The organism is Pararhizobium gei (assembly GCF_029223885.1).
GTDB classification, from domain to species: domain Bacteria; phylum Pseudomonadota; class Alphaproteobacteria; order Rhizobiales; family Rhizobiaceae; genus Pararhizobium; species Pararhizobium gei.
The window spans coordinates 1,704,219-1,729,706 of record NZ_CP119409.1; the positions used below are offsets into that span (position 1 = coordinate 1,704,219).

At 60.4% G+C, this 25,488-nt stretch carries 30 protein-coding genes; 15 read left to right on the plus strand and 15 right to left on the minus strand.

Annotated features, from left to right (window positions below):
* Positions 1-108: 108 nt before the first annotated feature.
* The 7 genes from PY308_RS08235 to PY308_RS08265 all read right to left on the minus strand — a co-directional run bounded on the left by PY308_RS08235 (position 109) and on the right by PY308_RS08265 (position 4,217).
* Positions 109-648, minus strand: a complete 540-nt coding sequence (locus tag PY308_RS08235) for a tyrosine phosphatase family protein (protein WP_275790026.1) — start codon at positions 646-648, stop codon at positions 109-111.
* A complete protein-coding gene (locus PY308_RS08240; RefSeq protein WP_275791061.1) occupies positions 648-1,256 on the minus strand; it encodes an HD family hydrolase in 609 nt (202 codons plus the stop codon). The genes PY308_RS08235 and PY308_RS08240 overlap by 1 nt, the downstream gene beginning before the upstream one ends.
* Positions 1,253-2,092: a CAF17-like 4Fe-4S cluster assembly/insertion protein YgfZ gene (ygfZ, locus tag PY308_RS08245; RefSeq protein ID WP_275790029.1), complete on the minus strand. Its 840-nt coding sequence runs from the start codon at positions 2,090-2,092 to the stop codon at positions 1,253-1,255. The genes PY308_RS08240 and ygfZ overlap by 4 nt, the downstream gene beginning before the upstream one ends.
* A 71-nt stretch (positions 2,093-2,163) precedes the next feature.
* A complete protein-coding gene (locus PY308_RS08250; RefSeq protein WP_434064245.1) occupies positions 2,164-2,895 on the minus strand; it encodes a hypothetical protein in 732 nt (243 codons plus the stop codon).
* Between the two features lie 26 nt (positions 2,896-2,921).
* The gene (locus PY308_RS08255; RefSeq protein WP_275790035.1) at positions 2,922-3,191 is read right to left on the minus strand and encodes a hypothetical protein; all 270 of its coding nucleotides are present in this window, start codon (positions 3,189-3,191) and stop codon (positions 2,922-2,924) included.
* A gap of 127 nt (positions 3,192-3,318) precedes the next feature.
* Positions 3,319-3,741 (minus strand): TIGR02301 family protein, encoded by a 423-nt coding sequence (locus PY308_RS08260; protein WP_275790037.1) that lies wholly within the window; start codon positions 3,739-3,741, stop codon positions 3,319-3,321.
* A complete protein-coding gene (locus tag PY308_RS08265; RefSeq protein ID WP_275790040.1) occupies positions 3,738-4,217 on the minus strand; it encodes an NUDIX hydrolase in 480 nt (159 codons plus the stop codon). Before PY308_RS08265 ends, PY308_RS08260 begins: the two co-directional genes overlap by 4 nt.
* A gap of 59 nt (positions 4,218-4,276) precedes the next feature.
* Here PY308_RS08265 and PY308_RS08270 point away from each other — a divergent pair, with 59 nt between their 5' ends.
* On the plus strand, positions 4,277-5,050 hold the full coding sequence (locus PY308_RS08270) for an SOS response-associated peptidase (RefSeq protein WP_275790043.1): 774 nt from the start codon (positions 4,277-4,279) through the stop codon (positions 5,048-5,050).
* A 6-nt stretch (positions 5,051-5,056) separates the two neighbouring features.
* Here the strand turns inward: PY308_RS08270 and PY308_RS08275 are convergent, their stop codons facing one another.
* On the minus strand, positions 5,057-5,227 hold the full coding sequence (locus PY308_RS08275; protein WP_275790046.1) for a hypothetical protein: 171 nt from the start codon (positions 5,225-5,227) through the stop codon (positions 5,057-5,059).
* Positions 5,228-5,635: 408 nt separating this feature from the next.
* Here PY308_RS08275 and cysS point away from each other — a divergent pair, with 408 nt between their 5' ends.
* The 9 genes from cysS (at position 5,636) to rarD (ending at position 13,243) form a co-directional block, all read left to right on the plus strand.
* Positions 5,636-7,132: a cysteine--tRNA ligase gene (gene cysS, locus PY308_RS08280; protein WP_434064214.1), complete on the plus strand. Its 1,497-nt coding sequence runs from the start codon at positions 5,636-5,638 to the stop codon at positions 7,130-7,132.
* Between the two features lie 56 nt (positions 7,133-7,188).
* Positions 7,189-7,443 carry an antitoxin gene (locus PY308_RS08285; protein ID WP_275790053.1) on the plus strand — a complete coding sequence of 85 codons (255 nt, stop codon included), beginning with the start codon at positions 7,189-7,191 and terminating at the stop codon, positions 7,441-7,443.
* A gap of 14 nt (positions 7,444-7,457) precedes the next feature.
* A complete protein-coding gene (locus PY308_RS08290; RefSeq protein ID WP_434064246.1) occupies positions 7,458-7,865 on the plus strand; it encodes a type II toxin-antitoxin system VapC family toxin in 408 nt (135 codons plus the stop codon).
* A complete protein-coding gene (locus tag PY308_RS08295; protein ID WP_275790058.1) occupies positions 7,862-8,344 on the plus strand; it encodes a GFA family protein in 483 nt (160 codons plus the stop codon). Before PY308_RS08290 ends, PY308_RS08295 begins: the two co-directional genes overlap by 4 nt.
* Positions 8,341-8,829, plus strand: a complete 489-nt coding sequence (locus PY308_RS08300) for a GFA family protein (RefSeq protein ID WP_275790060.1) — start codon at positions 8,341-8,343, stop codon at positions 8,827-8,829. The genes PY308_RS08295 and PY308_RS08300 overlap by 4 nt, the downstream gene beginning before the upstream one ends.
* Positions 8,826-9,296, plus strand: a complete 471-nt coding sequence (locus tag PY308_RS08305; protein WP_275790061.1) for a GFA family protein — start codon at positions 8,826-8,828, stop codon at positions 9,294-9,296. The genes PY308_RS08300 and PY308_RS08305 overlap by 4 nt, the downstream gene beginning before the upstream one ends.
* A 41-nt stretch (positions 9,297-9,337) precedes the next feature.
* The gene (pip, locus tag PY308_RS08310) at positions 9,338-10,297 is read left to right on the plus strand and encodes a prolyl aminopeptidase (RefSeq protein WP_275790064.1); all 960 of its coding nucleotides are present in this window, start codon (positions 9,338-9,340) and stop codon (positions 10,295-10,297) included.
* A 223-nt stretch (positions 10,298-10,520) separates the two neighbouring features.
* The gene (cimA, locus tag PY308_RS08315; RefSeq protein ID WP_275790067.1) at positions 10,521-12,134 is read left to right on the plus strand and encodes a citramalate synthase; all 1,614 of its coding nucleotides are present in this window, start codon (positions 10,521-10,523) and stop codon (positions 12,132-12,134) included.
* 170 nt (positions 12,135-12,304) lie between these two features.
* Positions 12,305-13,243: an EamA family transporter RarD gene (gene rarD, locus PY308_RS08320; RefSeq protein WP_275790069.1), complete on the plus strand. Its 939-nt coding sequence runs from the start codon at positions 12,305-12,307 to the stop codon at positions 13,241-13,243.
* A gap of 26 nt (positions 13,244-13,269) precedes the next feature.
* Here the strand turns inward: rarD and PY308_RS08325 are convergent, their stop codons facing one another.
* From PY308_RS08325 to PY308_RS08335, 3 genes are all read right to left on the minus strand, one after another.
* The gene (locus tag PY308_RS08325; protein ID WP_275790071.1) at positions 13,270-13,557 is read right to left on the minus strand and encodes a type II toxin-antitoxin system RelE/ParE family toxin; all 288 of its coding nucleotides are present in this window, start codon (positions 13,555-13,557) and stop codon (positions 13,270-13,272) included.
* Between the two features lie 5 nt (positions 13,558-13,562).
* Positions 13,563-13,799, minus strand: coding sequence for a CopG family ribbon-helix-helix protein (locus PY308_RS08330; RefSeq protein WP_275790072.1), 237 nt, complete (start codon positions 13,797-13,799; stop codon positions 13,563-13,565).
* 86 nt (positions 13,800-13,885) lie between these two features.
* Complete coding sequence (locus tag PY308_RS08335; RefSeq protein WP_275790074.1) at positions 13,886-14,506, minus strand: LOG family protein; 621 nt, start codon at positions 14,504-14,506, stop codon at positions 13,886-13,888.
* A gap of 255 nt (positions 14,507-14,761) precedes the next feature.
* On the opposite strand from PY308_RS08335, the gene PY308_RS08340 reads away from it, so the two are divergent.
* From PY308_RS08340 to PY308_RS08360, 5 genes are all read left to right on the plus strand, one after another.
* Complete coding sequence (locus PY308_RS08340) at positions 14,762-16,672, plus strand: LysM peptidoglycan-binding domain-containing protein (protein WP_275790077.1); 1,911 nt, start codon at positions 14,762-14,764, stop codon at positions 16,670-16,672.
* 130 nt (positions 16,673-16,802) lie between these two features.
* Entirely contained in the window at positions 16,803-18,689 is a 1,887-nt protein-coding gene (locus PY308_RS08345) for an ABCB family ABC transporter ATP-binding protein/permease (protein ID WP_275790079.1), read from the plus strand.
* Between the two features lie 144 nt (positions 18,690-18,833).
* A complete protein-coding gene (locus PY308_RS08350; RefSeq protein WP_275790082.1) occupies positions 18,834-19,532 on the plus strand; it encodes a phosphatidylserine decarboxylase in 699 nt (232 codons plus the stop codon).
* A gap of 31 nt (positions 19,533-19,563) precedes the next feature.
* Positions 19,564-20,418 carry a CDP-diacylglycerol--serine O-phosphatidyltransferase gene (pssA, locus tag PY308_RS08355; RefSeq protein ID WP_275790083.1) on the plus strand — a complete coding sequence of 285 codons (855 nt, stop codon included), beginning with the start codon at positions 19,564-19,566 and terminating at the stop codon, positions 20,416-20,418.
* 85 nt (positions 20,419-20,503) lie between these two features.
* Positions 20,504-20,791: a hypothetical protein gene (locus PY308_RS08360; RefSeq protein WP_275790084.1), complete on the plus strand. Its 288-nt coding sequence runs from the start codon at positions 20,504-20,506 to the stop codon at positions 20,789-20,791.
* A 2-nt stretch (positions 20,792-20,793) separates the two neighbouring features.
* Here the strand turns inward: PY308_RS08360 and PY308_RS08365 are convergent, their stop codons facing one another.
* The 4 genes from PY308_RS08365 to radA all read right to left on the minus strand — a co-directional run bounded on the left by PY308_RS08365 (position 20,794) and on the right by radA (position 25,455).
* A complete protein-coding gene (locus PY308_RS08365; RefSeq protein WP_275790086.1) occupies positions 20,794-21,534 on the minus strand; it encodes an SDR family NAD(P)-dependent oxidoreductase in 741 nt (246 codons plus the stop codon).
* A 114-nt stretch (positions 21,535-21,648) separates the two neighbouring features.
* Entirely contained in the window at positions 21,649-23,139 is a 1,491-nt protein-coding gene (gene purF / locus PY308_RS08370; protein ID WP_275790088.1) for an amidophosphoribosyltransferase, read from the minus strand.
* A gap of 154 nt (positions 23,140-23,293) precedes the next feature.
* The gene (locus tag PY308_RS08375; protein ID WP_275790090.1) at positions 23,294-23,911 is read right to left on the minus strand and encodes a CvpA family protein; all 618 of its coding nucleotides are present in this window, start codon (positions 23,909-23,911) and stop codon (positions 23,294-23,296) included.
* Between the two features lie 140 nt (positions 23,912-24,051).
* Complete coding sequence (radA, locus tag PY308_RS08380; RefSeq protein ID WP_275790093.1) at positions 24,052-25,455, minus strand: DNA repair protein RadA; 1,404 nt, start codon at positions 25,453-25,455, stop codon at positions 24,052-24,054.
* Between the last annotated feature and the right edge of the window lie 33 nt (positions 25,456-25,488).

The window sequence follows — 25,488 nt, forward strand, 5'->3', positions numbered from 1 at the left end:
CGTGGCAGGGAAAATGGAGCAGCGGATAACCCAGTCAACCCCGAAGGACCGAAGGCAAAGCACTTCTGCCTGCATCGACGGAGGCACCCTGCTGAGGAGAAAAGGATGTCAGCCGGTATGAACGAGGGGTTCCGGACGCAGGGAGAATGCGAAGGGCGCATTGCCATCGGTGTCCGCGCCGCGACCAATTGCCTTGATCGCCGCCCTGAGCCGTCCGCCGCGCGACAGGAGATTGTCGCCGATGTCGATCAGCCGCGCATTCGGCGTGACATAGGCCGATGCAGTTCTGAGCCGCCTCGCGAGCTCAACCTCGTCCTGATCCGGTTCGACGGCGAGGGTCGCAATCAGCGCTGCGGCAGGGGAGCGCGAAACGCCCATCCAGCAATGGATCAGAAGGGGCGCAGTGCCATCCCACTGCCGCGCAAAGCCGATGATATCGGTAACATGCGCTTCCTGCGGCGCCACCAGGCCGTCGCGGCCGGGAAAGCTGATATCGTTCATGCCGAGCAGCAGATGCCGCAGTGGATCGATAACGGCTGGGCGGTGAAAATTCTGCTCCTTGGCGAGAAGGCTGATCATCTCCCGGCATCGGTGCCGGACGGCCATTTCGGCGATACGCGAAAGCGGAGAAACAACGATCTGCGCCATCAGAGGGGCGTCCCGGCTTGCGACCGTTGCGCTTCGATCGACAGAAACCGTTCGGCGAACCGTTTCTGCGCTTCGATGGCTGGCAGGGGGTCGATCGGGATCATCTCACGGGTAATGCCACGCGGCTGGCCGAAGAGTTTTTGCGCTTCGCCCAGCGAAAAGCCGGCAAGCACCGTGGCCTCGAAAAAGGCGGCGATCTGGTCAGCCTTTTTAATCCGGGCCTTCAGCGCGGCCGGCGTCGCGGCAGGCAGGCCGAAGCGCAGATGGATCGCACCTTCCAGCCGCTTCTCGACCAATTTATATCCGCCACCGACCACCGCCTTGAACGGCGAAATCATGTCGCCGATCACATATTCCGGCGCGTCATGGAGCAGGGCGACTTGGCACTCGTCCGGCGTGGCGGAAAATTGTCTGCGAAAAATTTCCTCGACCACGAGGCTGTGCTGGGCGACGGAAAACGCATGGTCACCGTTCGTCTGGCCGTTCCATCGGGCAACGCGCGCCAAACCATGGGCGATGTCTGACAGTTCGACGTCGAGCGGCGAGGGGTCGAGCAGATCCAGACGCCGCCCGGAAAGCATGCGCTGCCAGGCGCGGGCAGACATCAGGCGCTCGCCTCGTCGGTCTCGGCCGGAAAACTCAGTCCGCTCCACGCCGGGAGGGCGAGGTTTACGCAGACGTCACCCGCAAGAATCATCTGTCCGGCGGCAATAGCCTCGCCGGCCTTGTCGATTCGCACAATGGCAAGCCCCGACCTGCCGATCACGCTGCCGAGCACGCCGATCGGCCGGCCGTTTGCCGTCAGTGGCGCTCCGCTTTCAGGCAGAGCGGCTTGCGCCGATACGAGCATGACGCGGCGGCGGGCCGTGCCGCGGTGCTGCATCCGCGACACCACCTCCTGGCCGACATAGCAGCCTTTCTTGAAGGAGAGACCGCCGTTCCTGTCCATCAGCACGTCATGCGGAAATGCATCCTGAAGCGCATAGTCTGCACCGGACACGGCAATACCGCTTTCTATCCGCAACCGCTCGTACCGGTCCATGTCGGCTGCGTCGGCGGCCAGTCCGTAGACACGGAAAACATCATGTCCCGCCAGGGCGAACCGGACATCCCGGTAGCCGCCAGTCACCGTCTCAAAGCTGAGCGCAACAGCCGCAGGCAGGGTCAGTGCCAGCGCGACAGACGCGCGCAGCTTGTACATGGTCAGCCGCTTCAGCAGAGCATCGCCCTGTTCCGCACCTGTTTCAAAACGGATCGCATCGCCATCCCGGGATACCATGAAGTCGAACAGAATTTTGCCCTGCGGCGTCAGAAGCGCGCCAGGGACTGCCTCGTTGTCTTGCAACTTTTCAAGATCGGTGGTGATTAATGCCTGAAGAAAATCCTGCGCGTCCTCTCCGGACACGGAAATAACGGCGCGATCGGGAAGGGCAATGGGCTGCATCGGGCTGGTCCTGTTCGTCAAAGAAAACAGGTAGGATGTCGAGCCGGACGGGGCAAGCGCTAAGCGCCGTCTCAGTCGCCGGCGATGAAAAATTTCCACTCGCCATCCGGCGTTATGCCGACGCGGTAGAAATTGTAATTGCCGCCCTCTTCCATGCCCGCCACATCGCCAGCTGTCACCAGCCGGAATAGATCCACCTTTTCAGGCGGCGTCAGCGAGCCGAGGGATTTTTCGGTAAAATAGGGCCAGACATAGGCTGCGTCCGGCGTGTCCTTGTCGACCAGAACGAAGCCTGTGGAGAGCACATCGAGGAGAATGGCGAGGATTTCGATGCCGTCCTGGTCGCCGGATAACTCTTTCAGGACTTCGATCGGATCCCGGTCGTTTTCGGCGATCTGCGTCTGCGTGGGGCCTTTGCCGAGCAGCGGGCGCAGCCGCTCGATATCCCCCGACGCAGCCGCCTCGACGATCAACGCGCGCATGCGGGCAACGGGCTCGGGAATTTTGGAGACGTCGGAGAGAACCTCGACAGGGGCGGCGGGCACTGTGGTCTGCGGGTCGTCACGACTGTCCGGATCTTGCCTGTTGACCAGAGGGTCGGGCATCGGGATCTGCATCGGGCCACGATCCGCCGGTGCCTCTTCCTCCGGCGTTTCTTCCGTCTGGCCGTCCTGCTGGGTCTGGCCGGGGATCTGCTTGAGCTCGCTCAGCGCAAATGCCGCGTGTGAACCGGAGCCTGACAGGATAAGCGCCGACAGAAGAAGCGCAGAAAAGCGAGCCTTGGCTGGCCGATTTGCTGACATCTGGCGGGTCATGACGGCCTCGAAACCTACTGCAGCCTGCGTTCGGGCGAAAATTCTCCAGCCAGCATACGATCGCGCAAGGAATTCAACATGGCTTCGGCACCATCTTCGCCATGCAGCCGGATCGTCTCGCGCATTGCAAGCGCAATGGCTGCGTCGGCGATGATTTCGGGCTCGATGCCGTCGGCCATGCCGTCGGCCCAAGCTTCATTCTGGTGTTCCAAGGCTGCCTGCATCTTCTCATGAACAATCATGTCGTCGATGTCATTCAGACTGGGTTCCATCATTCGTTCCATGCCGTTTCACACTCGTTACTTGGTGCCAGACTCAACGCGCAGCACCACTTCTTACCACGGTCTTAACAAACTTAGCAGCCTTTTCCCAAAACGACACGGGCTCGTGGGAAAAGAGGTTAATTTCTCCCTAATTTCCGAAACGGGCGGTTATTTCTGAAACAAGTGTTGCTCCTTCGGCACGGTACCGCTGCTCGGCGACCGTGGCCGATGGCGTGCAGGCCGTATAGACGCTGGCGAATGCCCGATATCCGCGGTTGAAGGCCGCCGTCAGCCGTGCGCGCCGTTCAGCCTCTCCGGCAGCCTCCCTGTCAAGAAGATCCTGCATCGACTGACGCCAGCTCTCGGCCGCACCGTCTTTGCACAAGGTGCGCAAATAATGGACGGAGCCCAGTATTTCCGACAGCCGCAGAAGCCGCGCATCATAGGGCGCAGGCTTTTTCACCTCCGCCTCCGGGGCAGACACGGCCGGTGTCTCTTGCGCCTGGGCGCCGCCGGAGAGGCCGGCAAGCGCTGCGAGAATAAGAAATGTTCGAAGACAAGGACCGGTCATTCTGATTTCGGTTCCCGAATCGGCTGATCTGGCAAGGCAGTTTCCGGAGCGCCTGACCGTCTGAGCGCCTCGAGTTTTTCGACACAGTCCCGAACGCTGTCGGGGATCGGCAGGCGGTAGATTTCGTCGGCCGAGAACCAGCCGATTTCGGCCGCATCGTCGCCCGCCACGGCTATCGGATCCACGTCGGCCTCGACTTTGAAGACGGAAAGGAAGAAGTGCCTCGCGCCCGGTCCATCTGCCTGCTGCGCAGGAAGATCATAGGTCTGGAACAGACGCGCGTTGCGCGGCGCAATGGCAGTCTCCTCGAAAAACTCGCGCACTGCGGTTTCCTCAGGCGTTTCCCCGGCTTCCGCCCGGCCGCCGGGAAAGGCGTACATATCCGCGGATGGCGGGTTCGCACGCTTTACAAGCAGATAGTGTCCGCCACGCTCCAGAATGGCGGAGGAGGCAAGGTGGGGAGGGGATTGGGGCATGCAATCTTCTGTCGAACTGAAATCTTGACCCCTTATAGACGAAATGCGATCTGAATGTCATGTGCGGACGATATGCCCTGACGGCAACACCCGAAGATGTGGCGGAATTTCTGGGCCTGGTGGACACGGAAGGCTTTCCCGCGCGCTTCAATATCGGCCCGACACAGCCCATCCTGATCGTCGTCTCAAGCGATCGGCAGCAGAAAGGCAGCAACCTGCCGGAACGCCGTTCGCTGCTTGTCCGCTGGGGTTTCACGCCTTCCTGGGTCAAGGATCCGCGGGATTTTCCGCTGCTGATCAATGCGCGCGCCGAAACGGCCATGGAGAAGGCATCGTTCAAGGCGGCGATGCGCCATCGTCGCATTCTTGTCCCGGCCTCCGGCTTCTACGAATGGCATCGTCCGCCAAAGGACAGCGGCGAAACCTCCCAGGCCTATTGGATCAGACCCCGGAACGGCCGCATGGTTGCCTTCGCCGGGCTAATGGAGACATGGTCCTCCCCCGACGGTTCTGAGGTCGATACTGCAGCGATCCTCACGACAGGGTCCAATACCTTCATGGCTTCGATCCATGACCGCATGCCGGTCGTCATCAGGCCGGAGGATTTCAGCCGCTGGCTGGACTGCCGGGCGCAGGAGCCCCGTGATGTTGCCGACCTCATGGTGCCGGCAAACGAAGACCTGTTCGAGGCCATCGCCGTCTCGAACCTCGTCAACAAGGTCGCCAATACAGGTCCCGATGTTCAAAACCCGATAATCGGCCCGCCTTTGGGGCGGACGCGCAAGCGAGACGACAGTCCGTCTCCCGGCAAGGGCCAGCTTTCGCTTTTCTGATCCGGCTCAGGCGATTTCTTTGTGCAGTCCGGTTGTGCCCACGGGCTTCTTGGCCGGCTTCGGCTTGACCTGCATTGCAGCCGCCAGGACGGCCTTAAGGCCGAGCGGGCGATATTGTTCGACCAATTGGGCTGCAGCCTTGCGTTCGCCTTGCTTTTCGATCTTGTCGGCAGACATTTCAACTCTCCTCAGATGCTTTCCCTAGCGGGCTGCTTCGCCGTCATGTGTCGCATGACTGTGGCGCCCATATTGTTTCGCAGGAAACAGGCTTTAATGTGTAAGGCCCGATTGCCTGCCGTGCCGGATGGCGGTGCCTCCAGACGGTGCAATCGTGACAAAACGATGACCAATCCGCAACCATAAAAACATATGGCACTGGCCTGCCGCTGACCTCTTGACCGCAAACAGGCGAAGCGCGATAAGTAAGCCCATGAAAACGGTTATCTGCATCACCTGCCGGATTATTATTCGCTAGCCCAAACGCTGGCCTGGCCGTTTTCGTCTCCCACACATCAAGATGACAACGCGAAGGTCCAGCCGGGCGGCTGCGCATATTCGGTGACATGCGGAATGGGAGAATTGGGAATGGGCTTGCCGACATTGAAATTGTACAACACGCTGACGCGGGAGAAGGCGGATTTTGCGCCGATCGACCCTAAAAACGTCCGCATGTATGTCTGCGGCCCGACGGTCTATGATTTCGCCCATATCGGCAATGCCCGCCCGGTCATCGTCTTCGACGTGCTCTACCGGTTGCTGCGCCATGTCTATGGCGAAAGCCATGTGACCTATGCCCGCAATATCACCGATGTCGACGACAAGATCAACGCGCGGGCCCTGCGCGATTTCCCCGATCTGCCGCTGAACGACGCCATTAGGGCGGTGACGGAAAAGACCGAGACGCAGTTTCTCGAGGATGCCAAAGCGCTCGGTTGCCTTGACCCCGACGTGCAGCCGCGCGCGACCGACAATATTCCGCAGATGATCGGCATCATCGAGACGCTGATCGCCAAAGGCCATGCCTATGCGGCCGAAGGCGAGGTGCTGTTCGATACAAAGTCGATGGCCGACTACGGGCAATTGTCGAAGCGCAATCTCGATGAACAGCAGGCCGGTGCCCGCATTGCCGTCGATGTGCACAAGAAGAGCCCCGGAGACTTCGTCCTCTGGAAACTCTCCTCCGACAACGAGCCCGGCTGGGAAAGCCCCTGGGGCAGGGGCCGTCCCGGCTGGCATATCGAATGCTCGGCGATGAGCGAGCGCTATCTCGGAGAAACCTTCGACATCCATGGCGGCGGGCTCGATCTGATCTTCCCGCACCATGAAAACGAGATCGCCCAGTCCCGATGCGCTCACGGCACGCAAGTGATGGCCAATGTCTGGATGCACAACGGTTTCGTGCAGGTCGAAGGCCGCAAGATGTCAAAGTCCGACGGCAATTTTGTTACCATCCATGAGTTGCTGCACACGGAGACCTTCGGCGGCCGCAAATGGCCGGGCCCGGTTCTGCGTCTTGCGATGCTGATGACGCACTACCGCGAGCCGATCGATTTTTCGGTGAAGCGGCTGGAAGAGGCATCCAATCGACTAAATAAATGGCGTAATTTTGCAGGGCTATTTGCTGAAGGGGAGCTTCTTCACCCAAGTCAAGAGTTTCTTTTGCTACTTGCCGACGACCTTTCAATTTCATCCGCTTTCGAAATAATCGATCGCATATGCGAATTAGAACAGATTGTTGAGAATAGAATTGCAGTTGCTAGTTGCCTGTATTTGGTAGGATTGCAAGCTTCAAAAGAGAAAATTGAAATGGCCATAAGCGCGATGGCAGAATCTGGAAGTTATAGATTTAAGTATTACTCAAAAAAAATCGGTTCTCCTGATGAATTGGATAAATTCAACGCTGTCTGGCGAGAAATTGAAGTGAACGAGACTATTTTAAGGCGAAAAGGATATTTAGAAGCCAAAAACTTCGCGGAAGCCGACAAGATCCGCGACGACCTGCTCGCCAAGGGCATCCAGCTCAAGGATGGCAAGGACGCAACGACCGGCGAGCGGGTGACCACGTGGGAGGTCAAACGCTGAACTTGTGTATCTGAGTATCGTGGCATATGTTCAGGCATATGCCAAAGGAGGTCGCCATGACTGTGATCCAGGTTGATCAGGAGCGCGAGGTAAAACTCTTTCGCAACGGCCGCAATCAGGCCGTTCGCATCCCCGTGGAGTTCGAGCTTCCGGGAAACGAGGCGATCATGCGCAAGGAGGGCGAGCGGCTGATCATCGAACCGAAAAGGAAAAGCGGTTTGCTGGAATGGCTTCGCGCGCAGGAACCCTGGACCGAGGAGTTTCCGGACATTGATAAGGGAGTGCTGCCACTTGAGGATGTCGATCTTTGATCCCATGGCTCTATATGCTCGATACGAATATCGTGTCGCATATGCTTCGCGCACCGGAGGGTGCGGCCGTGCGCCGCGTTGAGACCGTTGGAAGCGACAAGCTTTGCATCAGTGCGCTCGTGGCGTCTGAACTCCGCTATGGCGCGGTGAAAAAACAATCGGAACGCCTGGCCTCGCTGATCGAAAACATCCTCGAACGCCTGGACATTGTGGCGTATGAAACCGCTGCGACCGTGCATTACGCAGATATTCGGGACCAATTGACCGGCAGCGGCAACCTCATCGGCCCGATGGATCTTTTGATCGCCGCGCATGCCCGTGCACTGGACCTGACTTTGGTGACCGACAACACCGCCGAATTTTCGCGCGTGGATGGGCTCAAGCTTGAAAACTGGATCGCGGATCAGGAGACGGTGCCATGACCACCCCCATTCAGACCGGCGGTTGCCAGTGCGGTGCCGTCCGCTTTCGCATCGAGGGCGAACTTGGTGACGCCTCGGTCTGCCATTGCCGTATGTGCCAGAAGGCGTTTGGCAATTTCTATGCGCCGCTCGTCTCTCTCCGCCAGGCGAAACTCGTCTGGACACGGGGTGAGCCGAAACATTTCCAGTCCTCCAATACCGTCAAGCGTGGCTTCTGCGGCGACTGCGGCACGCCGCTGACCTATGAGCCGCCGGATGGCGTCGCTCTGGCGATTGCTGTTTTCGACAGACCGGACACCATCGTGCCGAAAATCCAGTGGGGCACCGAGGCGAAGCTGCCCTATGTCGATCACATACCGGCGCTGCCCGGTGAAGACACGATGGCAGATCAGGACGCCGTGTCCTTTCTCGCCGATCTGGTCTCCTATCAGCATCCGGATCATGATACCGCCGAATGGCCGCCGAGGGAGCGCGGATGAGCATTTCGCGCATCTATACCGGTGGCTGCCAATGCGGTGCCGTGCGATACAGGGCTGAGGGCACGCTTGGCGATCCGCATCTGTGCCACTGCCGCATGTGCCAGAAGGCGGCGGGCAATTATTTCCTGCCGCTTGCCAATGCCCGGCGCTCGACCTTCAGCATGACGCGGGGCGAACCGAACTGGTTTCAATCGTCCGATCTCGCCCGTCGCGGGTTCTGCGCAGCCTGCGGCACCCCACTGTTCTACGACATACCAGGCGCCGATTTCATCAATATCGTCCTCGGTTCACTCGACGATCCCTATGACGTCAGGCCGTTGAGACAGTCCGGCATGGAATCGCGCATGCCATGGTTTTCGCATCTCGCGGGATTGGCCGGACAGGAAACGGATGCCGGCACCGGGAGACATATGACGATCCTGGAATCAAACCGCCAACATCCAGATTATGACACGGCCCATTGGCCACCGGAGGAAGAGACATGACGGAGACAACGCGAACGGGCGGGTGCCAGTGCGGCGCCGTGCGCTTCAAAATTCACGGCGCTCTCGGCCGTCCCTCGATCTGCCATTGCCGTATGTGCCAGAAGGCGTTCGGCGGCTTCTTCGGTCCGCTGGTCACCGTCAAGGGCGAGACGGAGTGGACGCGCGGCGAGCCCAGCTATTTCCAGTCCTCGATCAATATCGCCCGCGGCTTCTGCTCTGCCTGCGGCACGCCGCTGACCTACAAGCATCCGGGCGGCCTCGAAATCGCCATTGGTGCTTTCGACGACCGCTCCGATCTCATGCCGCAGATTCAGGTGAATTTCGAAGCCCGCAATGCCTGGGTGACTGAGATTTTCGACCAACCGGTGCACAAGGATCCGGACTTCTACATGCAGCAGGAGGCAATTATCTCCTTCCAGCATCCCGACCACGATACCCAGGTCTGGCCGCAGTTTCCCGACGCGTGAAACGACTGGCCGATCCCCATTCGATGTGAAAGCAGACAGGCATGACCGAAATTTTCCGCACCCTTTATCCCGAAATCGAAGCCTATGCTTCCGGCCATCTGGATGTCGGCGACGGGCACGTCCTCTATTGGGAGAAGGCCGGCACGCCGGGTGCCAAGCCGGCGGTCTTCCTGCACGGCGGTCCGGGCGGCACGATCTCGCCGCAGCATCGCCGCCTGTTTGATCCGAAGCTCTACGATGTCACGCTGTTCGACCAGCGCGGCTGCGGCAAGTCGATGCCGCATGCGGAACTGGAAGCCAACACGACCTGGCATCTGGTTGCCGATATCGAGCGGCTGCGCAAAATGGCCGGTGCCGACAAATGGCTGGTCTTCGGTGGATCCTGGGGCTCGACGCTGGCGCTTGCCTATGCGCAGACGCATCCCGAGCGCGTATCCGAACTGGTGGTGCGCGGCATTTATACGCTGACCAAGGCTGAACTCGACTGGTACTACCAGTTCGGCGTCTCGGAAATGTTTCCCGACAAATGGGAGCGTTTCATCGCACCGATCCCGGAAAGCGAACGCCACGAAATGATGCTTGCCTATCATCGCCGGCTGACCAGCGATGATCAGGCGACCCGCCTTGCGGCCGCCAAGACCTGGAGCATCTGGGAAGGCGAGACAATCACGCTTCTGCCGGAACCCTCGACCAGCAACGTCTTCGGCGAGGATGAATTTGCCTATGCCTTCGCCCGGATCGAAAACCATTTCTTCGTCAATGCCGGCTGGCTGGACGAGGGGCAGCTTTTGCGCGACGCCGCCAAGCTGCATGGCATTCCCGGCGTCATCGTCCACGGCCGTTACGACATGCCGTGCCCGGCAAAATATGCATGGTCGCTGCACAAGGCCTGGCCGGACGCGGATTTTCATCTGATCGAGGGGGCGGGGCACGCCTATTCCGAGCCCGGTATTCTGGACGCGCTGATCCGGGCGACGGACAGGTTTGCGGGGAAGGCGTGATGACGACGACGGTCTTGAGTATGAGGCGGCTTCCCCCCCTCTGTCGGCGCGGCCGACATCTCCCCCTCAAGGGGGGAGATTGGCCGCGCATGAGGTGCGTCCCTTACCGTGAGACCAACGAGGGAAATGAACAATCTCCCCCCTTGAGGGGGAGATGTCACGCAGTGACAGAGGGGGGGAAGCATGCTCATACTCTGAATGCGCCAGCGCATGGGGTGCTGTCATGAAAGACCGCATCTACCTCTTCGACACCACCCTGCGCGACGGCCAGCAGACACCCGGCATCGATTTCTCGGTCGAGGACAAGATCGCCATCGCCAAGCTGCTGGACGGGTTTGGCATCGATTATGTCGAGGGCGGATATCCCGGTGCCAATCCGACCGACACCGAATTCTTCGGCAAGAAGCGTACGCAAAATGCCCGCTTCGTGGCTTTCGGCATGACCAAGCGCGCCGGCATCTCCGCTTCCAATGATCCGGGCCTGACGGGCCTGTTGCAGGCGCAAAGCGACGCGGTCTGTCTTGTCGCCAAAAGCTGGGACTATCACGTCCGCGTCGCGCTCGGCTGCTCCAACGAGGAGAATCTCGAATCCATCCGGGAGTCGGTTCAGGCTGTCGTCGCAACCGGAAAGGAGGCCTTGATCGACTGCGAGCATTTCTTCGATGGCTTCAAAGCCAACCCGGACTACGCTCTGGCCTGCGCAAAAACCGCCTTCGATTCCGGTGCTCGCTGGGTCGTGCTCTGCGACACCAATGGCGGCACCCAGCCACCGGAAATCCGTGATATCGTCGCCGCAGTCATCGCCCATGGAGTTCCCGGTGCTAATCTCGGCATCCATGCCCACAACGATACGGGGCAGGCCGTGGCCAACTCGCTGGCGGCCGTCGAGGCTGGCGTTCGCCAGATTCAAGGCACGCTGAACGGTATCGGCGAACGGTGCGGTAACGCCAATCTCGTGACGCTGATCCCGACACTGGCGCTGAAGCCGGCCTATAACACGCGGTTCGAAACCGCCATCGACACGGAGCGGCTGCTGGAACTGACGCAACTTTCCCATTCCTTCGATGAACTGCTCAACCGCTCGCCCGACCACCAGATGCCCTATGTCGGCGCTTCCGCCTTCGCCACCAAGGCCGGCATCCATGCCTCTGCGCTATTGAAGGACCCGCGCACTTACGAACATGTGCCGCCGGAAAGCGTCGGCAATCTGCGCAAGGTCATGGTCTCTGACCAGGGCGGCAAAGCCAATTTCATCAACGCGCTAAAACGGCGCGGCATCAGCGTTTCGAAGGACGATCCCAAGCTCGACAGGCTGATTTCGATCGTCAAGGAGCGTGAAGCCACCGGTTATGCCTATGAAGGCGCCGATGCCAGCTTTGCCATCCTCGCGCAGCGCATCTTAGGCTCCGTGCCGGATTTCTTCCACGTCGACAGCTTCCGCGTCATGGTCGAACGCCGCTTCGATGCCAACGGCGTTCTGAAGACGGTGTCGGAAGCCGTGGTCAGGGTCTCCATTGACGGCACGACGACAATGTCGGTCGCCGAAGGCCACGGGCCTGTCAACGCGCTCGACCTTGCTCTGCGCAAGGATCTCGGCAAGTATCAGTCGGAAATCGATGATCTCGAACTGGTGGACTACAAGGTCCGCATCCTCAACGGTGGCACCGAGGCCATAACCCGCGTGCTGATCGAATCGGTCGATGCGACCGGCGCCCGCTGGTGGACGGTCGGCGTTTCCGACAACATCATCGACGCATCCTTCCAGGCCCTGATGGATTCCGTCGTTTTCAAACTGTTGAAGAACCGGGATCAGGCGGGGCAGGCGGCTGCGGAGTAGGCGAGGGCTGCTGCGATGTACCCCCTGGATCCGTTCCGTTGAATGAGCTGCCTCAATGCCGTTCTCCTGTCAGCGATACTGCAGATCGGTTCACGGAAATGAATTGGTTGATCAACGGCCGTTGGAGTAAGGACGGGTCCAAAGACTCGAACTTCACGGGACGAAACGCCATGGCTGATCAGAAACAAACCCCGGCGGCGCAAACCGGCGATTCGCCGCGCGGCTTCGCCTTCGCCCTGACGGCCTATCTTCTGTGGGGTGTTCTGCCGTTCTTCATGAAGGCGGTCGCCCATATTCCGGCTTTTGAGGTCGTCGCGCACCGAATCGTGTGGTCTGTGCCGCTTGCAGGCGCAGTGCTTCTCCTGCTCGGCCGCATGGACGATGTGAAGGTGGCCTTGCGGACGCCGCGCATGCTGAAAATGGCGATGGTGACGGCTGTGCTGATCACCATCAACTGGGGCATCTATGTCTGGGCGATCGGTGCCGGCCGGGCGCTGGAGACCGCGCTGGGTTATTACATCAACCCGCTGTTCTCGATCTTCCTCGGCGCTGTTCTCCTGAAGGAAAAGCTCAATCCCGCGCAGATCGTGGCGATCGGGCTGGCGGCGGTCGCCGTCGTGGTTCTGGCTTTTGACGCCGGTGGCCTGCCCTGGGTTTCCTTGAGCCTCGCCTTGTCGTGGGGGCTCTATGCCTTTTTCCGCAAGACGCTGCCGGTCGGCCCGAATCAAGGTTTCTTCCTCGAAGTTCTGCTGCTGAGCGTGCCGGCTCTCGGCTACATCGCCTATGTCGAGGCGACCGGGCAGGGCCATTTCTTCGATACAGGCTGGGCCGATGTCGCTTGGCTGATGGCTTGTGGCGTCGTCACGGCCGTACCGCTGATGATCTATGCAAACGGGGCAAAACTGCTCAGGCTGTCGACCATCGGCATCATGCAGTATATCGCCCCGACCATGATCTTCGTGATCGCCGTCTTCGTGTTCGACGAACCCTTCGGCACATCGAAGCTTATCGCCTTCATCCTGATCTGGGCGGCGCTGGCCGTCTACTCGACCTCGATGATCATGGAAAGCCGGGCGCGACGGGGCGTGCTGCCGAGCCCGGCGGAATAGGAAGCCGCTCGTTCGGCCACGAGACTTTACAGCTCTTCTGGCCATTCACACGCGCCATGCTGCACGAACAGGATGTCTATCTGTGCTTCTCCAACACGGTAAGCCACGATAAATGACGTCCCCGGTATAACGAATTCCCGAGTTCCCTTTATCTCACCGTTACGCCCGATGAAGGGATTATTTGAAAGCAATCTTTGCGTTTTGAAATGGATATCGTTCAGAACGCGCGCAGCTGCTCGCGGATTGTGCTGGCTGATGTAGTCACCGATGCTCGCCAATTCTTGCAGGTAACGTCTCGTCCAGACAATTCGCACGGGCGTCAAGTCTGGTTGTATTTATTGAGAACCGTTGCGATTTCATCATCGGTCGCGAAATCACCGCGATCCGCCGCATCGATGCCCTCCTGCACGCCGGCAATCCACTTTTCATGCCATGCCAGCGAACGGCCGTGAGATAGCGCATCTTCAATGATCCGCCCACGCGTCAGAGTGGAGCGGGCGGACAGAGTATCGATACGTCTGCTGAGGTCATCAGATATTTCGTTGTTTTTATCCATGGAAATAGCCTCCCACCAGTCTTTGCACCCATAATGTATACCGTCCAGACACCGTGATCAACATCATGCGACATAGGCAGGATAGGTCACAGCTTTGCGATAATCCCCTCGTTTCCGTTGCGATCGACGCTGCCTGCCCAATGCGCCAGGAGCGCCGGCACCACTTCCTCGGCAGCGTCGATGACCAGCGGCTGGACGAGATGGGCGGTGTGGATGAAGCCGGCATCGGCCATGTGGTGAATGAGTTTCATCAGCGGGTCCCAGAAGCCGTTGATGTTCACCAGAACGATCGGCTTGCGGTGGCGGCCGAGTTGCGCCCAGGTCATGATCTCGACAATCTCTTCCAGAGTGCCGATGCCGCCGGGCAGTGTCACGAAGGCGTCGGCCCGCTCGAACATCTTGTGCTTGCGGTCGTGCATGTCGGGTGTCACGATCAATTCGCTGAGTTGGCCCAGCGAATGGCGCGTTGCCTCCATATCCATCAGAAATTCTGGTATGATGCCGGTCACGCGGCCACCGTTCGAGAGAACGCCGCTGGCAACGGCACCCATAATGCCCTTGGTGCCGCCGCCATAAACCAGACGGAGATGATGCTCGGCGATGGATTTGCCGAGAATGTGGCCGGCATCGAGATAGGATTTGTCACGGCCGGGCTGGGAGCCGCAATAGACGCAGATGGATCGAATCGGGATATTTTTCTCGCTCATGGCCCAAACAGACATCGCACCGCAGCATGCGTCAAGAAAAATGACGGTAAACGGCGTGGGATCGACGGTAGAACATGCCGCAATGCTTGTAGAAGGAAGCGGAAATCGTTAGCAATTTTCGTGTCAAGCTGAAAACAGCGGCGTGAACGTGAGTCTGCCGTGGGGGCCGACGGATTTTTTGGGGACCAGGCTTCAGGAGCTGCGCCTTGCGCGTCAACGCCGGATGCCGGCAGCTCTCGCCAATTGGAGATGTGCATGATGAAGAACAAGGCCGGCTGGGTAGCCCTTATCGTCCTGGCAGTTGCGTCCCTGCTGATGGTTTTCTTTGTCCTGCCGAATATCGACAAGGCCAAGGAAGCCGCGACGGTCGACACACCGGCCGAAACGCCGAGCAAGGCCGCAAATGAAAAAACCGAGCAGCCGGTCGCGCAAGGCGAAGCCGTCGAAAGCAAGGTGACTCCGCAAGCCACCGCAGAAGCGGCTGCCGATCCGGCGGTGGACCCGGCCGTGCCGGGCTTCGACATCCTGCGCGTCGAACCGGACGGCTCCACCGTCATTGCCGGTCGGGCGCAACCCAATACGAAGATCGAGATCGTCGATGGCGACACGGTGGTCGGCACCGCGCAAGCCGGCGCCACTGGGGACTTTGCCGCCATTTTCGACAAACCGCTACCGGCCGGAGATTATCAGCTGACGCTGCGCAGCGTCGATGCAAGCGGCGCCGTCAAGTCTTCCGCGGAAGTTGCGACGGTCTCCATTCCCAAGGAAAACAGCGGCGAACTGCTGGCCATGGTGTCGAAGCCGGGAGAGGCGAGCCGTATCATCACCAAGCCGACCTCCGAGACAATGCCGACGTCCGAAACGAAGCCTGTTGCCGGGACGACGTCGGACGATGCCGCAAGCAAGCAGCCAGCCGTCACGCAGGGTGACAGCACCAAGGCCGATCGGGCACCTGATGCAACCGCCAAACTCCCTGAAGTGAACGGGTCGGATGTCGCTAAGCCCGAAGAAACCACGGCTTCGCAGAAGACGCCCCGGATTCCGGCCGCCGGCGAAACCCCCCCAGCGTCAGCGGGCGAAACCCCGCCCGTCGCCGTATCGGCTGTCGAGATCGAGGGCCGCAAGATCTTTGTGGCGGGCACTGCCAAGCCCGGCTCGCTGGTGCGCATTTATGCCAACGACCAGCTCGTGGGAGAAATGAAGGCAAATGACGGTGGCCGCTTCGTCGTTGACGGCGTGATCGATCTTCCCGTCGGCAGCCACACGATCCGGGCGGACGTCATGTCGGCCGATGGCAGCAAGGTCGAGATGCGCGCTGCTGTCCCCTTCGACCGTCCGGCGGGCGATCAGGTGGCAGCGGTGGCCGAGGCCGGTGCGCAGGGCGCAGTCGCGCCGTTCGAAGGCGGCAGCTTCGATGCCCTGAGGACAGAGGCGACCAAGGCTCTCGGCTTGCTCAAGGCACTGTATGCCGACGGCAAGACGCCGACTGTCGAGGAACTGGCCGCCGCCCGTTCGGCAACCGAGATTGCCTTGAAATCGCTCGCCGATTTCAAGGTGGCAGACACACTCGATGCGGGCGTCCGCGACACGGCGGCTGCGACATCCAGGGCGGCGGCGAGCGCTTTGGCCATGCTGAAAGCCCTGCCGCGGGACGCTGCCAGCGTTTCGGCATCTCTCGGCCGGATAGAGCAGGCAGTGGGATCGGCTCTGATGCCGCGCACCGACGGAAACGGCGGTAATGCCGTTGCCGGGGTTCCCGCAGAGGCGGTCACGCCCGCCGACAAGCCGGCCGTGGCCGAAACGGCCCTGCCGGCTGAGACTGCCGGCGAAAAGCCTGCCGCGGGGTCGGCAGGCGCCGTCGAAGCGGGCCAGCCTCAAACACAGACGGCTGCCCAGTCGTCCAATCAACCGCAGACGGTTCAGCAGGCGCCGCTGAAGCAGAGCAAGACATCCGTGATCATTCGCCGTGGCGATACGCTCTGGCGGATCTCGCGCCGCGTCTATGGAGCCGGTGTCCGCTACACCACCATCTATCTGGCTAATGAGGATCAGATCACCAATCCCGATCGCATTCTGCCCGGCCAGGTCTTCGGAGTTCCCGACGAAGCCATGCCGGAAGGCGAATCGGAGCAATTGCACCGCAAGCGGCTGAACCATAAGTCCTGACGGCGGCCAGCCGGTCCCCAATCGGTTCCCAGCGGGTCCATTGCAACCGGCGGCGATCGGCCCTATCTGACGTGAAGCGGCGTCTTGCGAAAGGCGCCGCTTTTGATTGCGGAAGCGAAGGCAGAACGACGTGGCAGCGCAGAAGAAGACGGTATCGGCGGATGCGGGCAATCCATTCCGAACGCTCATCAATCTATGGCCCTATATGTGGCCCGGCGATCGCCCCGATTTGAAGATGCGCGTTGTATCGGCGACCGTCATCCTGCTGGTGGCCAAGGTCGTGCTGCTGCTTGTGCCCTATTTCTTCAAATGGGCGACGGATGCGCTGGACGGCAGGACCGATATCACCGGTGCCGTTCCGGCCATCTTCACCGGCGCCGTCATGCTGGTGCTGGCCTATAATCTGGCGCGGCTGCTGCAGGCCGCGTTGAACCAGCTGCGCGACGCCTTGTTTGCAAGGGTCGGGCAGCATGCCGTGCGGCGGCTGGCCTATCGCACATTCGTCCATATGCACCAATTGTCGCTGCGGTTTCATCTGGAGCGCCGCACCGGCGGTCTGTCCCGGATCATCGAGCGCGGCACGAAGGGCATCGAGACGATCGTGCGCTTCACGATCCTCAACACCGCGCCGACGCTTGTCGAGTTTCTGCTGACGGCGATCGTGTTCTGGTGGGGCTATGGTTTCAGCTATCTGCTGGTCACCGCCATCACCGTCTGGCTCTATATCTGGTTTACCATCCGAGCGAGCGACTGGCGCATCTCGATCCGGCGTTCCATGAACGACAGCGATACGGATGCCAACACCAAGGCGATCGATTCGCTGCTGAACTTCGAGACCGTGAAATATTTCGGCAACGAGCAGATGGAGGCCACGCGCTTTGACCAGTCGATGGAGCGTTATGAGCGTGCAGCCACCCAGGTCTGGACGTCGCTCGGCTGGCTGAACTTCGGCCAGGCGTTGATTTTCGGCGCGGGAACTGCGGTCATGATGGTTATGTCGGCGCTCGCCGTTCAGCGTGGCGAGCAGACGCTTGGCGATTTCGTCTTCATCAACGTCATGTTGATGCAACTCTCCATTCCGCTGAATTTTATCGGCTTCGTCTATCGCGAAATCCGTCAGGGCCTGACCGATATCGAACAGATGTTCGACCTTCTGGAGGTGGAAGCCGAAGTCGTCGACAAGCCGGATGCCAGGGAACTGTCGATCGAACGCGGCGCCATCGCCTTCAAGGATGTGCACTTTGCCTATGATCCCGCGCGGCCGATCCTGAAAGGCATCAGCTTCGAGGTTCCGGCCGGCAGGACTGTCGCCGTCGTCGGTCCCTCGGGTGCCGGAAAATCGACCCTGTCGCGGCTCCTGTACCGGTTCTACGACGTGCAGGAGGGCGCAATTACCATCGACGGCCAGGACGTTCGCGACGTCACGCAGAAAAGCCTGCGGTCTGTCATCGGCATGGTGCCGCAGGATACGGTGCTCTTCAACGACACGATTGCCTATAACATCCGGTACGGGCGAATCTCGGCGAGCCAGGCCGAGATTGAGGCTGCGGCCGAGATCGCCCAGATCGGGCTGTTCATCAAAAGCCTGCCGGAGGGTTACGATGCAATGGTCGGCGAGCGCGGCCTGAAATTGTCCGGCGGTGAAAAACAACGTGTGGCGATCGCCCGCACGGTGCTGAAAAGCCCGCCGATTCTCATCCTGGACGAGGCGACCTCGGCGCTCGACACGCGTACGGAACAGGAGATCCAGACCGCTCTCGATATCGTTTCGCAGAACCGCACCACGCTGGTCATCGCCCACCGCCTATCGACCGTGATCCACGCCGACGAGATCATCGTCCTCAAGGACGGCGGCATTGCCGAGCGAGGCTCCCATGGGGAACTTATCGACCGGAATGGTCTTTATGCCTCAATGTGGAATCGTCAGAGGGAGGCGACCCAGGCGGAAGAGACGCTGAAAAAGGTGCGCGAAAGCGACGATCTCGGCATCGTATTGCGGGGTCCGGCGGCAGTGTGAAATAAGGACGTAGGCAGCAGCCGATAACAACACACAAGGGATCGTCGCTTCCTACCGCACACTGCCTGTTATCTCCTACCGCATTGCCCGCCCCCCTGTTTCCCTGTACGTCCTAGCCGAACGAAAATCTGGAGATCCTTGTCCATGAGCTTGATCAATACGGTGCGCAACACGCTGGTTCCCATCCACAAGGAAGGCTACCGCTTCATCGCCGTGTTCTTTGTGGTTTCGGTGGTGCTTGGCTTTTTCTGGGAGCCGCTGATGTGGATCGGCTTCATCCTGACGGCGTGGTGCGCCTATTTCTTCCGCGATCCCGAGCGCATGACGCCGCTGGATGACGATCTCGTCATCAGCCCGGCCGACGGCCGCGTCACGTCGATCGCCCTTATGACGCCGCCTGAGGAACTCGGTCTCGGCTCCGTGCCCATGTTGCGCATAACGGTGTTCATGAATGTCTTCAATTGCCATGTGAACCGTGCGCCGATGCGGGGTACGATCCGCCGCATCGCCTATCGCGCCGGCAAGTTCGTCAATGCGGAACTCGACAAGGCAAGCCATGAAAACGAGCGCAACGGGCTTGTGATCGAGACCGCGCATGGCGAGATCGGCGTCGTTCAGATCGCCGGGCTCGTGGCCCGCCGCATTCTTTGCTGGTCGGTCGAAGGCGAAGCGCTTCAGCCCGGCGAGCGTTTCGGCCTCATTCGTTTCGGATCCCGCCTCGATGTGTTTTTGCCCACAGGTGCGCAGCCGCGTGTCAGCCTCGGTCAGACGGCGATTGCCGGCGAGACGGTTCTGGCGGAATTCGGATCGTCCAAGGGGCCGGTTATTAGCCGTCGTGGCTGAATGCGGATTTAAGGGAACAGGAGAGCACCGCATGGGAACGCCATTCTCATCGTTTGAACCACACGGACCCAATGACGAGGCGCGCGGCCCGCGGCTGCGCGAAATTCCGTTTCGACTGCTTGTGCCCAATCTGATTACCGTCCTTGCGATCTGCGCCGGACTGTCAGGCGTGCGCCTCGCATTCGAAGGGCGCTTTGAACTGGCCGTTGCCATGGTGCTGGTCGCCGCATTCCTCGATGGTATCGACGGACGCGTGGCGCGTTTGATGAAGGCGACGTCCAAATTCGGCGTTCAGATGGATTCGCTTGCCGACATCGTCAATTTTGGCGTGGCGCCGGCGCTTGTGCTCTATGCCTACGTGCTCGACCAGGCGCGATCGCTGGGCTGGATTGCCGCGTTGATCTATGTCATCGCAGCCGGCCTGAGGCTTGCGCGCTTCAACGTCATGGCGGAGCGCGACGTGAAAGCCAGTTGGCAATCCGAATATTTCGTCGGCGTTCCCGCGCCGGCCGGTGCCATGCTGGTGCTGCTTCCCGTTTATCTTGGTCTGATTGGCTTCGAACCGGGCCAACTTATGGGGCTGATCTCATCCGCCTATACCGTTCTCATCGCATTTCTGCTCGTCAGTCGCCTGCCGGTCTGGTCGGGAAAGTCTGAAAATCGTGTTCGCCGCGATCTTGTGCTGCCGGTTATCCTGTTCGTCGTTCTTTACGTTGCAACGTTGATGAGCTTTACTTGGGAAACGATGGTCGTTACCGCTGCAGGGTACCTGATAACGCTGCCTTTTGGGGCTCGCGCCTGGCACAAGAAATACGGTAGCAGCTGGCCGGATCATCCAGACCATACACCACCCGGGGATGACGGGCTGCCAATGGATAGAGTTTGAATTTAGCGAGGGGTGTAAGTCTGTGGACTTTCAATCTTAGGGTGAGGTATGCTGGCTGATTGTACAGCTGGAGAGACATTGCATCATGGGGTCCATTACAACAGCAATATACAAGGGCGATGAAACGCCAAAGAACACGATCGTGATTTCAGGTGTAGGATTGAAGCCGAATGCCGATAGCGATGATGTCGAACTCACCAGTCCCGCTTCGCCCTCAGGTCATCCGGAAATTGTCATCAGCTTCGGGGAAATGCTCTGTGAAATCACGACATTCTTCTACCAGAGCGACAAACCCAATGTCCGCGTCCGTATGAAAGACAAAACGGGAAGCTGGACAGCGTTTGTTCCTGTCAAACTTGCGCTTGACCCCTAAATTTATTCTGGCATCCGGTAATCCGCGATCCGATTTTCCCGCACGATGAACAGCTTTCCCGTCTCGGTCTGATCCGGGCCGACGAGTGGCATCAGCTTGGCGGCGACATCGGACGGATGCGGCACCTCGGACGGATCTTCGCCGGGGATGGCCTGCGCCCGCATGGCGGTGCGCGTCGCGCCCGGATCGACGCTGAGAATACGCAGCGGTAGACGCTGCGTCTCGCCCGCCCAGGTGCGGGCCAGCGCCTCGACGGCGGCCTTTGACGCGGAGTAGGGACCCCAGAAGGGTTTGCATCTGTGCGCGGCGCTCGAGGATAGAATCAGTGCGCGGCCAGCACCCGATTGCTGCAGCAGAGGATCGACGGTGCGGATCAGTCGCCAGGTTGCGGTGACGTTGACGGTCATCACCTTCTCGAAGACTTTTGCCTCCACATGTCCGATCGGGGCGATCACGCCTAGAACCCCGGCATTGGCCACGAGAATGTCGAGTTTACCCCAGCGTTCGTTGATGGCGCCGCCGAGCTTGTCGATCGCGGCCATGTCGGAGAGATCAAAAGGAACCAGCGTTGCCGGCCGTCCACCGGCCGCCTTGATCGCATCGTCCAGGTCTTCCAGCCCACCCACAGTGCGCGCACAGGCGATCACCTGGGCGCCGGCCTTTGCAAGTTCGAGCGCCACAAAATAGCCGATGCCACGCGAGGCGCCGGTCACCAGGGCTATGCGGCCGGAAAGATCGATCATGTCTGAAGGGCTCCGAGTTCATTGCTGCGGGCTCGATGTGCCACATCTTCCGGGCCGGGCGCAAGACAGCGCGACGGCCAGAGATTGCCGGAAGGGTCGTGTGTCGAAATCCGCTCAGCCGTTGCTGGCTAGCACCGAGAGCTTCAAACCAGCCGTTTCGCCATTTTTGTCAAGGAGACGGGTCGGGTAGTCGCCGGTGAAATAATGGTCAGTGAACTGCGGCCGCGCATTGTTGCGGTCCTCGCCGCCGACAGAGCGGTATAGCCCGTCGATGGTCAGGAATTCAAGAGAATCGGCACCGATATAGTTCGCCATGGCCTTGATGTCATTGTATTGGTTTGCCAATAGCTTTTCGGCATTCGGCGTATCGATCCCGTAAAAATCCGGATAGAAGATCATCGGGCTGGCGACGCGCACATGAACTTCGGTCGCTCCGGCATCCCGGATCATCTGGACAATCTTCAGCGAGGTCGTGCCGCGCACGATGGAATCATCCACCAGAACGACGCGCTTGCCCTCGATCATCGCGCGGTTGGCCGAATGCTTCAGCTTGACCCCGAAGGCGCGAATCTGTTGCGTGGGCTCGATGAAGGTTCGGCCGACATAGTGGTTGCGGATGATGCCGAGTTCGAAGGGAATGCCGCTTGCCTGCGCATAGCCGATCGCAGCCGGCGTACCGCCATCCGGAACCGGAACGACCACATCCGCTTCGACAGGGGATTCCTTGGCGAGATTGATGCCCATATTCTTGCGCGCAACATAGACGTTTCGACCGCCGACGACCGAATCCGGCCGGGCGAAATAGACATATTCGAACAGGCAGAGGCGCTCGGCCTGAGGCTTCGCCGGCTTGCGGGCGTCGATTTCGATGGAGCCGTCGGGCTGGATTTCGCAGATGATGACTTCGCCATTCTCGACATCGCGGACGAATTTTGCGCCGATGATGTCGAGCGCGCAGGTTTCCGAGCAGAAGATCGGCTTGCCGTCGAGTTCGCCCATGACCAGCGGCCGGATGCCGGTGGGATCGCGGGCGGCGATCAGCTTGGTGCGGGTCATGGCCACCATGGAATAGCCGCCTTCCATCTGCCGGATGGCGTCGATGAAGCGGTCCGCGGTCGAGGTGTGGCGCGAGCGGGCGATGAGGTGAAGAACGACCTCGGTGTCCGACGTCGACTGACAGATGGCGCCGGTGGCGATGATCTGGCGGCGCAGTGTCAGGCCATTGGTGAAATTACCGTTATGGGCAATGGCGATGCCCCCGACTTCCAATTCCGCAAACAGTGGCTGGACGTTGCGCAGCGCCACCTCGCCGGTGGTGGAATAGCGCGTGTGGCCGATGGAGATGGTTCCTGGAAGTTTCGCCAGGATCGCGGGGTCCGTATAATGGTCGCCGACGAGGCCCATGCGCTTTTCAGTGTAAAACTGCTTGCCGTCGAACGTCACGATCCCGGCTGCTTCCTGGCCGCGATGCTGTAGTGCGTGCAGGCCAAGCGCCGTCAGCGTCGCCGCGTCGGGATGCCCGAGAATGCCGAACACGCCGCATTCTTCGTGCAGTGTATCGCCATCCATCTCGTCTTCGATTTCTGCGGCTTGCAAATGGGTCATCGCTGTTGGCCTTTGTTTAAACGGCTGGAAGGCGTTTCGCATGTGGTATCGGGTGTTCCGTCCTTCAAGCCGACGGGGCCTGAGGGTTTCACATATCATCATTGCAAAATTGACAGAGCCCGCCGGAGCGGGCCCTCATTCCTGTAGTCGGCCCTTAGCCGTTCGTTGGCGCGGCGCCATTCGTGGCGGGCGTTTCTTCTGCCGGAGGCTGCGTGGTGGTGCCTGCCGGGGCATCGCCCTCGCCTTCGCCTGTCGTATCCTTGCCGCGCAGACGATCGAGGATGGTCGCGTCGGCATTTTCAGGCAGCAGCGCGATCAGCTTGCCGCCGAGATTGTCGAGCAACGGCTTGGATTTCGCCGTTGTCACCCAGGCTGGCTGCTGTTGCGGTGCGACCAGCCAGTTGAAGAACAGCATGGCGACGACGACGAGCAGCACGCCGCGGGCAACCCCGAACAGGAAGCCGAGCGTTCGGTCGAGCGCGCCGATCCGGCTGTCGATGATGAAATCCGCAAGCCGCATGGTGATGAAGGAAATGATGATGAGAGCGATCAGGAACACAACGCCCGCAGAGCCGATCATCGCGACCGTATCGCTGGTGGTGTAGTTCTTCGCATAGGGCAGGAGATACGGGTAGAGGAAATAGGCAGCAGCAGCCGCGCCCACCCAACTGGCGACCGACAGCACTTCCCGCGAGAAGCCGCGGACCATCGCCAGGATGGCCGAAAAAAGCGCGACGCCAAGCACGATACCGTCGAGAATTGTAATGGGCATATTGTCCTACTCCGAAACCGCTACAAGGCGCTCCACGCTGATTGCCGCGAACCATATATCATCACGCCGCAGGCGTCTTTCGATGGTCCATCGTTGAACACTGTTTTCATCGAAATTCGCCGTTTTTAGGCAGCGCTTTCCTAGTCGTCGTCTTCAGCCGTCTTCAGGGCGGCCTTCGAACCGGCGATCCGCGCCACCAGATCCGGCAGGCTCTCCATTTCGCTCCAGCTCATACCGCTGGCCTTCGGCATGTCGGCGGAGGCAGACGGCAGTACCGCTTGTGAAAAGCCGAGTTTTTCGGCTTCCTTGAGGCGCTGGCCGGTATGGGCAACCGGCCGGATGGCACCGGACAGGCTGACTTCGCCGAAATAGACGCAATCGGAGGGAAGGGCAAGACCGGCAAGCGACGAAACCAGCGCAGATGCGACGGCCAGATCGGCTGCCGGCTCGGAAATCCGGTAGCCGCCGGCGACATTGAGGTAAACGTCGTGTTGACCGAGCCGCACGCCGCAATGCGCCTCGAGCACCGCGAGAATCATCGACAGCCGCGCGCCGTCCCATCCGATGACGGCGCGGCGCGGTGTGCCGAGCGATGTCGGCGCCACCAGCGCCTGCACTTCCACCAGCACAGGCCGCGTACCTTCCATGCCGGCAAAGACGGCGGCGCCCGGCGATTTCGAATTGCGCTCGCCGAGGAAAAGCTCCGATGGATTGCTGACCTCCCGCAGGCCCTTGTCCGACATTTCGAAGACTCCGATTTCGTCGGTCGGCCCGAAGCGGTTCTTCACCGTGCGCAGGATGCGGTAGTGATGGCCGCGGTCGCCTTCGAAATAGAGAACGGCATCGACCATGTGTTCGACGACGCGGGGTCCGGCAATCTGGCCGTCCTTGGTGACGTGGCCGACGAGAACGATCGCCGCCCCCGTCTGTTTGGCAAAGCGGATCATCGCCTGGACACCGGTCCTGACCTGCGTCACCGTGCCCGGCGCCGAATCGGCCGTGTCGCTCCACAGGGTCTGGATCGAATCGATGATCGCCAGATCCGGCCGCTTGCCCTCGCCAAGTGTCGCCAGAATGTCCTCGACATTGGTTTCGGCCGCCAGCAGCACACCGGTGTCGGCGGCATCCAGGCGCTGGGCGCGAAGGCGGACCTGGGCGACTGCCTCTTCGCCGGACACGTAGATGACCCTGTGCCCGCGCCGCGACAGGGCCGCCGCCGCCTGCATCAGCACCGTCGATTTGCCAATGCCTGGATCACCGCCGATCAGCACGGCCGATCCCCGCACGAAGCCGCCGCCTGTGGCACGGTCGAGTTCGGAAATGCCGGTCTCGATGCGCGGCGCGTCCTCGGTTTCACCGGACAAAGTGGTCAACGCCACCGGCCGGCCCTTTTTCGGCGTCCGGCCCGGCCCGGCGCCGATGCCGCCCATCGGGTCTTCCTCCACGATGGTGTTCCACTGGCCGCAGCCCTCGCACTTGCCGACCCAGCGGGCGTGAACGGTGCCGCAGTTCTGGCAGATGAATTGTGTCCGGGCTTTCGCCATCAGATCTCGCTTTCGGATTTTAGCCGGATGTCT